The organism is Bacillus sp. 7884-1, assembly GCF_002272245.1.
Lineage (GTDB): Bacteria > Bacillota > Bacilli > Bacillales > Cytobacillaceae > Neobacillus.
In genome coordinates, this window is the sequence record NZ_NPDD01000135.1 from 1 (window position 1) to 10,427 (window position 10,427).

Genomic DNA, 10,427 nt, shown 5'->3' on the forward strand with positions numbered 1-10,427 from the left:
ATGCTTATCTAGTTATCCCAAAAATCCAAACAAGGAGCTGACAATATTCTTCTTCTTTCTATTTAGCTTTCCTTGATCTAATACGAGTGGCTTTTCAGGTAAAGCAGACTTAGTTATCTCATCAAACTGCGAATGAAGGGATTCTACTTGTTTTGATAAATCTTTCACTTGGCTTTGCAAATCTTCTATTTCACGGCGGTGCTGCAGCAGCTGATAGGAGGCGACAGAATCTGCTTTTGAGTTTACCTTTGCTTCTAATTCGCTAACAATCGTATACAATCTTTCCAGTTCTGCGTTTGTCTCTGGGGCTGCTTTTACTGTTCCTTTCCGAGGTTTCTTCTCTTGAACAGGTGCTATTTCTTGAAGTAAGGTCCCATTTTGGATTTGTGTTTGAATGTTTCTTAGAAGATCAATATCTTCATTATTAAAATGATAATGCCCACGTTCATTTCGCTCCATTGGCAGTTCAAGCTGTTTTACCCATCGTTGAATGGTACTTGCTGACACCCCTAATAATTTTGCTACTTCGCTCGTGTTCATAATGATTCCCTCCACTTGAAAAATTTGACCATAGCAGCAAGTGTCGTAATGGTTTTACTCCCAGAATTTCCACCATTTCTTTTCTTTTGCAGCAGCTACATCACGGAAGCTTGTTAATAAATCCTGAAAAGCAGCTTCTCTTTGCGTGATTTCATGTAGGAAATGATCACGTTCTTTCCCGCGTTCTTCACGGTCCTTTTCTATAACTTCCGATAAACTATTGATTTCAGTGTTTGTAATATCTACGTAGTGAGCAAGTTCCTCTGTAGATTCAGATAATTGCTTTGATAACGTATAAATTTCTTCTGAAGTTTCATGGGAGGCATTGACAATACTTTTTGATAAATAATGAAGTCTTTCAGTCGTCTGTTCTGCTGTTTTTTCAATGTGTTCCGAAAGTTCCTCAATTTCTGCTTTTGTATTAGCAGACGTTTTATAGATGGAATCAGATATGGACTTTACTGTATAGTAGGTACCTTTTGAAATCTCTTTTTTTACCTCTTCAACTACCTCTTTACGGAGAACACTTCGAATTTCATCCTTTACCTCACTTAAGAAGGTTTGTTTATAATTATCCATCGCATCGAAAAATTGATCTGCATTCTTAATGGCAATCTCCTCATTTGTTACTTCGGGCATGGTTTCTGAAACCATTGGCAAGGAGGAGGTCGGAGGTTCAGAAATCTCGTTTTCTACAGGTTCATCCTTTGTTTGTAAGTTTTGCAGGATCATCTCCGTACTTATTTTGTTTTCGTACATTTGTTTAATATCCAGGAGTAAATCTAGTTCTACCTCTGAATAAATTCTTGCGCCTTGTCTAGTCCTGGGGATATCAAGATATTCCTCAAGTTCCTTTTCCCATTTTTTTAATGTAGCTGGCTTAACATTTATTTTTTTGGAAACTTCCTTTAACGTGAAAGTTTTCATAGTGGTCAAATCCCTTCTATCCAATTTACGGTAAAACATCTATGGATAGTAAATTCTATAAGGTGCACCCCATTTTCCTGCAGGTTGACAAAAGCTATCAAAACAAGACGTATACCACGAAATACCAACAAAATCATGCAAAAAAAGCTGTGCAATATGGTATGCACAGCTTTCGTTTACTCAATAATCCCTAATGTTTTTAAGCCATTATATATACCTGAATCTGTTACGGATGTGGTTTTATGTTTAGCATATTGATAGAGGTCTGGATGGCCATTTCCCATCGCAAAACCTTCACCAACACTCAGTAGCATTTCTTTGTCGTTCATGCCATCACCGAATGCAATTGCATTTTCCTTCTTATGGCCGAGATGCTTTAGGACATATTGAACTCCAATACCTTTATTGACTTGATCTCTAATCACGTCATAACAATGAAACATACCTTCAAGATTTACTTGTGATAAGTGGATTTGATCTTCCTGTTTATATAATGCAACATCCTTTGGTTCTAAATTGATCAAGGTCATTCCGAGTACTTCATAATCCTCAGAGGGTGAATAGGAGTCGTTTTTATGTAAGTGAAACTTTTCTATAAATTCTTTTACACAATCTGTTTCTAAATCAGTGAATAAGTTTTGGTCTTTCGTATATAAGACAAGTTCATGTTGATTTTTTTTCGCTATATCAATAAATTGTTTGACACTCTCCATATTCATTGGCTCTTGGAATAGATCTTTACCTTGATAAATGGCAAACGCACCGTTATACCCAATGAGGGAATGAACATTTAACTCTTTCGCAAGATCCCTGATTTCATGTAAAGGTCTGCCGGTTGCTAAAAAAACCTCTATTCCTTTTTCTTGAACCTGACGAATTGCATTGACCGTAGTTTCCTCGATGGTATCATCCGGCTTAATGATGGTTCCATCAATATCTAAAAATAATACCTTATAATCAGACATTGAACCTCTCCTTAAATAGATATGTTCTTTCAGTTTATCATGGTTATTTATGAGATAAAAGATACGGACTGTGGAATACTAGGTAAAACTTACTTGGATAAAAAAGGGGAGGCATATTTTTGTGTTAAGACTAGTATTTATTCTTCTTCTAATTTGCTTGCCTGAACAGGTTTTTGCACAGCAAAAGGTACCGATATTAGTTTATCATTCCATTGATAATTATTCCGGTCTAGGGTCCAAAGAATTATTTGTAACTCCGGAGAATTTCGAAAAGCAAATGATCTATTTGAAAAATCAGGGATATACCTTAGTAACATTTGAACGCTGGCATGAACTTAGTAAAATAAAGAAACCTATTTTTCTAACCTTTGATGATGGATATAAAAATAATCGTAACGCTTTTGAAATTCTCCAAAAGTTAAAAGATGAAACATTTAAGCCAACAGCAACCTTTTTTGTAATATCGGATTTTGTCGGTAACGTAAATCGTTTAACTCAATCAGAATTAAGAATGATGTCTGACTCTGGTGTTATTTCTGTTCAGTCGCATACGGCCACACATCCAGATTTGACAAAATCAGAGAATCTCCTCTATGAATTAAAAGGTTCAAAGGAGAAAATAGGAAGGATAACAGGGAAACCTGTCATTGCCCTAGCCTATCCATATGGAAGTTTTAATGAACGTATAGCTTCTGAAACGAAAAAGTATTATTCTTTTGGATTGACAACGACACCAGAAAGTTATTCAAAAAAGGGTATCGAAAACGAAGATTTTTACCTGCCTCGGCTATATGTTAAGTATTCAACCAATTTAGAAGAGTTCGCGAAATTAATTACAAAATAATAAGGGCACTAAGTTGTCAAATATCGATGATTCAGGAGCAAACACTAGAAAAATCATTGTTTTTATTTAAAATTGGAGATTAGTCAGTTAATTTAAGAGAAAATTGCTCTTTACAAGTAATCAGGTTGAGGATAAAATTATCGTGATAATCAACATGAAATTAAATATTTCGGCCAAAACCCATCATTCTGGGTACGGAGGAACCAATTTATTGGGGTTAATTCTACTATTGTAGAAGGGATGAGAATTTCTTTCGCCATTCTACCCGTCAGCTAACTTCGTCGGCTAAAGCGAAGGAGGTCATGGACCGCCAAGTACAGGGGCTTTTTTGTTTTGAGTAACACTTTTAGCAGCTTGACTTACTGTTGGTCTTTTATTTATGCCTATTTTTAGGGAACAGGTGAAGAAAATGACATTAAAAGATTATTTAACGAAGCTAAAGATTGGCTTGCCAAAAACAATGGTACACTTGGATAAAAAGGTATATGAAGCCGGAAGTGTTATTAACGGGACCATTGAGATAACTGGCGGACTGATAAAAAATAAAATAAAAAGATATGATATCGATCTAGTAGGGATTGATTCCCAGGCATTTGTAGAAGAAATAGTAAATAGCCATTCCGTTTTCTGTTCTCTTGAGAGTAGTCCAAACCAGACTGGAAAAATTTCGTTCTTAATCAATGTTCCTGACGATATTAAAACAAATCAAAGTACATTTAACTATTCTTTAATCATTAATATTGATTTAGGAAATGCAAACAATATTACGCAAAATGTCCCAATTATGATAGATGCCGTTTCATAGTATGTACCTATTAAACTAGTTATTTAATGTAAATCGGAATATTATCCTATTTATTGATATAGCTTTGTAAACTACTAGAAATTAGGCTGTAAACAATCACCGTTATAATAAAGGTAACAGTAGACTTTATTAGGGCGGGTGCAATGATGGAAGACACAATGGTTAAATCCTATTTACAGAAATCACTAGAAGAGTGGAAGGATGATATTTCATCAGTCCTTATCGAAATTGATAAAGAATATGAAGAAGTGGCACAAGAATTAAAGGTATACTCATACAAATACGGAATTACCAAGCAAGTTATTCAATCAACCGTAAACGAAGAAATTATTGAGAGTATCCGCCAAAGGTATCATAAACCCTTTGAGGAAAGTTATAATCAATTAAAAGAGTATATAAAAGACTTAGAAGAGAAGCAGCGAGTTTTTCACATGTTTGTTCAAAAAATTGATGAAGTAAATCGTAAGGAATCATCAAAAAATACAAACTTATAAAAGGTAACAGTCTGGTCCATTGGGATCAGGCTTTTTTTATCATAAATTAGGAATTGTCGGCAAGATAAAGGCGGTTTGCATATAGTAATTAGCAGGATTTGTTTGGAGAGGAGCTGAAGTATGATTACTGCAAGAATCGGGAGTAAATGGTATACATTGCCAGATAATCTTGAAGAGTATTTTCAAAAATTCAGGTCTCATGTTATCGGCATTAACCAGGAGTTTGACTCCCCACACGGAAGAAAACCGATTATTTATGCAGATTGGACGGCTAGTGGAAGAATATTTCGGCCAATTGAAGAAAAAATTTCAGAGGTATTCGGTCCTTTTATGGCAAATACACATACGGAATCAAATATTACAAGTTCAATGATGACGGGTATTTATGATCAATCAAGAAAGATTATAAAGGAACACGTAAATGCAAATGGGGATGATGCGGTTATTCTTGATGGATTTGGGATGACATCTGTGATGAATAAATTGCAAAGAATAATGGGAATTAGGGTTCCAGAACAATGGAAAGAAAGTATTAAACTTTCTGAGCGGAATAGACCAATTGTTTTTCTCACACATATGGAGCACCATTCCAACCAAACCTCATGGCTTGAGACATTAGCGGATGTTGAGATTATTAAACCTGACTCGGAAGGTCTTGTAGATGTAAATCATCTGGAACAACTTCTGTCACAGTTCCGTGACCGAGCGGTTAAAATTGGCTCATTTACGGCATGCTCGAATGTAACGGGAATCCAAACCCCATATCATAGGTTGGCCAAAATCATGCATAAGCACGGAGGTCTTTGCTTTGTGGATTTTGCTGCCTCTGCTCCCTATGTGAAGATTAATATGCACCCAGAAGACCCTATGGAGAAACTCGATGCCATTTTCTTTTCTCCGCATAAATTTTTAGGTGGGCCCGGCTCGAGCGGTGTCTTAATTTTTGATAAAAGAATTTATACAAATAAGGTGCCGGATCATCCAGGAGGTGGGACGGTAACATGGACAAATCCTTGGGGTGGACACCAATACATTAACGACATTGAGCATCGTGAGGATGGAGGAACACCAGGAATCCTTCAAGCGATTCGTACAGCTTTGTGTATCAAATTAAAGGAACAAATGGGAATAGAACAAATTTTAGCGAGAGAAAGAGAACAGCTAGAACTGCTTTTATCTGGATTAGAGAATATTCCTAATCTCCATGTATTAGAGAGTCATCAACGCAATCGAATCGGAATTGTTTCATTTACAATTACGGACATTCATTACAATCTTATTGTTCGTTTATTAAATGATCGATTTGGATTTCAGGTTCGCGGAGGCTGCTCATGTGCAGGAACATATGGTCATTATTTATTGGAAATCGACAAAAATAAATCGAAGCAAATCGCTGAACATATTGATCAGGGAGATTTATCAACTAAGCCAGGGTGGGTCCGTTTTTCGATGCATCCCATTATGACAAATGAGGAAATTTTATTATTTCTAAAAGCAATGAAAGAGATAACTACGAACATTAAGGATTGGAAAAAGGATTATGTGTATGACCCTGTCAGTAATGATTATTTCTATAATCAACACATCCGAAAGGATATGTCGCCTCTTTTTGATTTAACAAGCATGTGACATCCTTTTATTATAGGCAACGGTTCTGATATTCCAACATATGTTAAAAGAAAAAAGGTGGGATATCATGATTCATATTGTAAAGCGGGGCGATACACTTTACCAAATTTCCTTGGATTATCGGGTAAGCCTCGCAAGTCTTTATGCAGCCAATCCCGGTGTCAATCACCAGCAATTATATGTAGGACAAAAAATTCAAATCCCTGGTCTGCCAGACCCAAATACGATACCCTATTCGATACACATTTCGGTTGGGAAAAGAAGACTTTCATTATACCGAAATGGAAAGCTCGAAAAAATCTACCCGATTGCCGTAGGAAAAATGCTCACAGCTACTCCGACTGGAGAATTTGTGATTGTGAATAGGCAGATGAATCCAGGCGGACCTTTTGGTGTATTGTGGTTATCGTTATCAAAGCAGGGATATGGTATTCATGGGACCAATAATCCGAGTTCGATAGGTAAAGCAGTTTCTCATGGGTGTGTTCGAATGCATAATCGGGATGTTCTTCAGCTTGCCGAAAAGGTTCCCAACGGCACAAGGGTAATCATCCGCCCAACTTAATAAAATGAATAAGGGTCGATTATGGCCCTCTTTTTCTTGAAAAAAGTGAATCTATCACAAATGATAAATCGTAGTAATATATATAGCAAATAAATTGTAGGGGGGGTTGCTGGAATGTGGGGACTTTTCGCAGTACATATAAGTGTGATTGTGGTTTTCCTTATTCTTGGATGGGTGGTAAGGAAAAAGAAAGGCTACTGGCTGATTTCAGGCTTCGCTTCCCGGCCGAAAGAAGAACAGGAGGAGTTAATCCGTAATGGTTATCCACAGAGGATGGGTGGATTATTAATCATAACGGCCATTGGCATGTTGATATTGCTTCCGCTCATGTTTACCTCGTTTAAATATGCAATGGAAGTTCAATTTGGATTTATGATTATATTTTTATTGGGGGGAATGATTTATTTAACAAAATATGAGGTTCCAAAAAAGCGCAAACGCAGCTATGTTATAAGTATTTCCTTATTTATTGTCATTATTGGCGGCATAAGTGCTCTATCATATTTTAGTTATCAAGGGTACGAGCTAGTAGCAAAGGAAGAAAGCTTTGAGATAACAGGGATGTATGGTGATGAATGGAATTATGAGGACTTAACTTCGATTGAACTTATGGAAAAACTTCCAGAGGTTACGGTGAGAACTACGGCGTTGGTCTGCCTACACTTTCAAAAGGACATTTTAAAGTGAGGGGTTACGGCAGCAGCCTGCTCTATATTCAAAAAGGGTCATCTCCATATATCTATATTGAATTAAAAGATAAGAAGATATTTATTAATGATAAAGATCCGGATCAGACACGACTTTGGTTTGAACAGGTCAGCGAAAAAGCCGAATTAACTCAATAAAAAATCTCACCTTCCTAAATGGGGAGGTGAGATTTTTGTTGATTATTTGTAAATTACAATCGAACCAACTGATTTGTCTTTAGCTTGTCCGTTCACACGAACCTTAAGACCAAAGTTACCGATATTTCGGCCAGCATCTGGCATGAATGTATTCAAAAATGAGTTGCTGTCATTAAATAGAGATACCGCAGGTTGACTTGGTCCAAACAATGTTTGAAGACCTGGATAATCAAGATTTAATCCAGATGTTGGGTTTAAACCAAAAGCTGCATCTGCGATGTGGTAACGGGATGATGCTTGGGCTGGTGCTGAACCGTCGGCAAAGCTCCATTGTAAGTCTGTATCTGCATGAGCATCTACAACTCCTACAAAGCCTTCCCCAGGGTGAGTACCTGTCCAGTTGTCAGTAAAAGTTGGGTCCACATACCAGACAACAAGACCGCCATCATAGCTCATTAATGATTGTCCACGTTTGATATTGGCTAGACCTTCGTCAACTCCTGCATGGTTACGCCATTCTAATAGGTAGTAGTGATCAGAGTACTTATTTCCGTCTGATTTTTCAAAACCATTTAGAGTAAATGCTTCTGTTGTTTCTGCACCATCAGTCACAACAGAAGTGCCATCTGCTTTAACATTAATGTTATCTACGTAGAAGCCTTTTTCTGAGGTTCCCCAATCTGTAATATAACGGAAGCGAAGTTGTACTTTTTTACCTGCATATTCGGACAAATTAAATTCTTGCTTCGTCCAGCCGTTGCTATTACCTGTAAAACCAGGGAGGGCCGGAGCGATTGTTGGATAAGCCTCAGGAACTGCACTTGAAACAGTGTTAGCATTACCTACAGATTTCCATGTGGCACCGTTATCCTCAGAGACTTGTACAAATGCAAAATCCCAATCCTGTTCGATTTGATACCATGCATCAAATTCTAACGTTGCAGAAGTCTTTCCTGTTAAATCAACAGTTGTTACCATATTTGTATCGATTTCATCTTGCTGTCCGCCCCAGTACTCGAAGGAGCCAGTAGCAGGCGTATTAATATTTGTAGCCTTTTGAGGCAAGTTTACTTTTGCTGCAATTGCGTTTTTCCCATTTGGAGAGTTGGCTTGATCAAGTAACACTTGTGTTCCTTTTGTAGTTACCTCACTCCAGTCTAACTCAATTGTGTCATTTGTCCAATTTCCACCTAGGTATGATTGATAATAAGATTTTGCTAATGGCGAAAATCCAGTTGGTTCTGTACCACCAATTTTTCCAGCCCATGAACCACCTGCCATGATTGACCAGTAAGCAACTGCTTCACCAGTACCAGAGTATACTGTATCGTATTCATCTGGGTATCCTAAATCATGACCATATTCATGCGCAAACACTCCAGTTGCACCGTCTTCAGGCATCATTGTATAATCATAAAATCCAGGTAATCCCTTAGGTGAACCATCTTCGTTTAATCTTCCATCACGGTCTACAAGTGATGCTGAACGGTGAGACCAAATAGCGTTATCTCCAAGGGATCCTCCACCTGCTTCTTGACCAACACCTGAGTGAATAATCATTAAGTGGTCGACTAAACCGTCTTTTTCAAGTAAGTTTCCATCTCCATCAAGATCGTGAGGGTCTTCTAAGTCGTAATCTCCTAGAGGGATTCCTGCTGCTTTTGCAGCATCATAAGTATCAGCAACTAATTTTTTTGACCCACCTGGAGCTACGTTATCATGACCGCCAGTTGCCCTATCAGCACCATAATAAGCCGCTGTTCCAGGAACCTTTAACCACCCGTAGGCTTTACCGTCTACAGAGTAAGTTCCGCCTGACTGCTCTTCATAAAATTGTTTCATAGAAACAAAATCTTCACCGTTCGGACCTTTAACACCATCTTCTCCAAAAATCATATCTTCATAGTGACTAAGTGGATAGTCTTTATAATAGTTGTCAGTCTCGGATGGGTTAATCTTATTATGTTCAAAGTCAGAGTATTCAACAGCTAGGACAAGAACTTTGTCTTCTCTTTTTTCACCAGTATATGTTGTTTCTTGTACAGGATCCGGATTACCCTTTAAGTGTCCGTTTTTGTTCCCATTTCCATTTAATAAACCATTGTTAAATTCTTTAAATTTATTTTGTTTTTCTGCTTCAGCAGCTTTTACTTTTGCAGCTAACGGATCAGCCTCATTGCCCTTTGTTTGTTTGCCTTTTAACTCGAGGTAGTTTTTTAGGAATTTTTGCTTTGTTTCTTCAGAGGCATTTTTTGAAAGAAGCCCTTGTTTAATAAAAGATTCTATTAATCTTTCATCATTTACCACAGCTAAATCTAGTGAGCTGTTTGAATGTGTAGCGATGGAAGCGGCTTCCGCTTTATGTAATAATCCTCCATCCTTTGATAGAATGTCGGAGCTTGGGAAACCTGCGAATAAAGTACCTGCAAGCATGACTGAAGATAGACTAGTTTTAATAAACGTATTCAATTTTTCTCCCCCATTTAAATGTATTATTGGCCGTATTAATATAATATTTAGAAAATTAGGACAAAACAATAGGTAAATTTTCTCTAATTTTCAGCTAAATTCCTCGGAATATAGGTCAAATAGGATGGAGTTTCGACAAAAGACTTGAGTGTTTTGTAGTAATCTATCAAATTATAAGGAAAAATAAATGTGTTATGAAAATAATAATAAAGATTTACAGTAGTTATAAGATGTGCTTTTGTTGATTGTCATTTAAGCATCAAAGAAGAAGTAATAACTAGGTTTGAAATTAAAATGGAGGATAATTTTTATGATTTTTAGCAAGGAAAAAGATTATACTATAA

11 protein-coding genes and 1 riboswitch are annotated in these 10,427 nt (G+C 37.0%); of the genes, 7 read left to right on the forward strand and 4 right to left on the reverse strand.

Annotation, left to right across the window (positions count from 1 at the left end; genetic code table 11):
- Positions 1 to 12 precede the first annotated feature (12 nt).
- From CHI06_RS16365 to CHI06_RS16375, 3 genes are all read right to left on the reverse strand, one after another.
- On the reverse strand, positions 13 to 540 hold the full coding sequence (locus CHI06_RS16365; protein ID WP_095249699.1) for a MerR family transcriptional regulator: 528 nt from the start codon (positions 538 to 540) through the stop codon (positions 13 to 15).
- 54 nt (positions 541 to 594) lie between these two features.
- Positions 595 to 1,467, reverse strand: coding sequence for a MerR family transcriptional regulator (locus CHI06_RS16370; protein WP_095249700.1), 873 nt, complete (start codon positions 1,465 to 1,467; stop codon positions 595 to 597).
- A 176-nt stretch (positions 1,468 to 1,643) separates the two neighbouring features.
- Positions 1,644 to 2,432 carry a Cof-type HAD-IIB family hydrolase gene (locus tag CHI06_RS16375; protein WP_095249701.1) on the reverse strand — a complete coding sequence of 263 codons (789 nt, stop codon included), beginning with the start codon at positions 2,430 to 2,432 and terminating at the stop codon, positions 1,644 to 1,646.
- Between the two features lie 121 nt (positions 2,433 to 2,553).
- Here CHI06_RS16375 and CHI06_RS16380 point away from each other — a divergent pair, with 121 nt between their 5' ends.
- From CHI06_RS16380 to CHI06_RS30565, 7 genes are all read left to right on the forward strand, one after another.
- Positions 2,554 to 3,276 carry a polysaccharide deacetylase family protein gene (locus CHI06_RS16380; protein ID WP_095249702.1) on the forward strand — a complete coding sequence of 241 codons (723 nt, stop codon included), beginning with the start codon at positions 2,554 to 2,556 and terminating at the stop codon, positions 3,274 to 3,276.
- 161 nt (positions 3,277 to 3,437) lie between these two features.
- Positions 3,438 to 3,578, forward strand: a riboswitch (cyclic di-AMP (ydaO/yuaA leader).
- 107 nt (positions 3,579 to 3,685) lie between these two features.
- A complete protein-coding gene (locus tag CHI06_RS16385; protein WP_095249703.1) occupies positions 3,686 to 4,081 on the forward strand; it encodes a sporulation protein in 396 nt (131 codons plus the stop codon).
- 146 nt (positions 4,082 to 4,227) lie between these two features.
- Positions 4,228 to 4,575, forward strand: a complete 348-nt coding sequence (locus tag CHI06_RS16390; RefSeq protein ID WP_095249704.1) for a hypothetical protein — start codon at positions 4,228 to 4,230, stop codon at positions 4,573 to 4,575.
- Between the two features lie 120 nt (positions 4,576 to 4,695).
- Positions 4,696 to 6,204, forward strand: a complete 1,509-nt coding sequence (locus tag CHI06_RS16395; RefSeq protein ID WP_095249705.1) for an aminotransferase class V-fold PLP-dependent enzyme — start codon at positions 4,696 to 4,698, stop codon at positions 6,202 to 6,204.
- Between the two features lie 67 nt (positions 6,205 to 6,271).
- Positions 6,272 to 6,769: a L,D-transpeptidase family protein gene (locus tag CHI06_RS16400; protein WP_095249706.1), complete on the forward strand. Its 498-nt coding sequence runs from the start codon at positions 6,272 to 6,274 to the stop codon at positions 6,767 to 6,769.
- A 114-nt stretch (positions 6,770 to 6,883) separates the two neighbouring features.
- The gene (locus CHI06_RS16405) at positions 6,884 to 7,456 is read left to right on the forward strand and encodes a DUF3784 domain-containing protein (RefSeq protein ID WP_257009337.1); all 573 of its coding nucleotides are present in this window, start codon (positions 6,884 to 6,886) and stop codon (positions 7,454 to 7,456) included.
- Positions 7,453 to 7,614 carry a hypothetical protein gene (locus tag CHI06_RS30565; RefSeq protein ID WP_257009338.1) on the forward strand — a complete coding sequence of 54 codons (162 nt, stop codon included), beginning with the start codon at positions 7,453 to 7,455 and terminating at the stop codon, positions 7,612 to 7,614. The genes CHI06_RS16405 and CHI06_RS30565 overlap by 4 nt, the downstream gene beginning before the upstream one ends.
- A gap of 42 nt (positions 7,615 to 7,656) precedes the next feature.
- Here CHI06_RS30565 and CHI06_RS16410 read toward each other — a convergent pair whose 3' ends face one another.
- Positions 7,657 to 10,083 (reverse strand): immune inhibitor A domain-containing protein, encoded by a 2,427-nt coding sequence (locus CHI06_RS16410; RefSeq protein WP_095249707.1) that lies wholly within the window; start codon positions 10,081 to 10,083, stop codon positions 7,657 to 7,659.
- Positions 10,084 to 10,427 lie beyond the last annotated feature (344 nt).

What these genes read in the sequence shown, in the direction of transcription:
- CHI06_RS16385 (WP_095249703.1), top strand. Translation starts at nt 3,686, where the DNA reads ATGACATTAAAAGATTATTTAACGAAGCTAAAGATTGGCTTGCCAAAA.
- CHI06_RS16405 (WP_257009337.1), top strand. Translation starts at nt 6,884, where the DNA reads ATGTGGGGACTTTTCGCAGTACATATAAGTGTGATTGTGGTTTTCCTT.
- CHI06_RS16365 (WP_095249699.1), bottom strand. Translation starts at nt 540, where the DNA reads ATGAACACGAGCGAAGTAGCAAAATTATTAGGGGTGTCAGCAAGTACC.
- CHI06_RS16375 (WP_095249701.1), bottom strand. Translation starts at nt 2,432, where the DNA reads ATGTCTGATTATAAGGTATTATTTTTAGATATTGATGGAACCATCATT.
- CHI06_RS16395 (WP_095249705.1), top strand. Translation starts at nt 4,696, where the DNA reads ATGATTACTGCAAGAATCGGGAGTAAATGGTATACATTGCCAGATAAT.
- CHI06_RS16390 (WP_095249704.1), top strand. Translation starts at nt 4,228, where the DNA reads ATGGAAGACACAATGGTTAAATCCTATTTACAGAAATCACTAGAAGAG.
- CHI06_RS16400 (WP_095249706.1), top strand. Translation starts at nt 6,272, where the DNA reads ATGATTCATATTGTAAAGCGGGGCGATACACTTTACCAAATTTCCTTG.
- CHI06_RS16370 (WP_095249700.1), bottom strand. Translation starts at nt 1,467, where the DNA reads ATGAAAACTTTCACGTTAAAGGAAGTTTCCAAAAAAATAAATGTTAAG.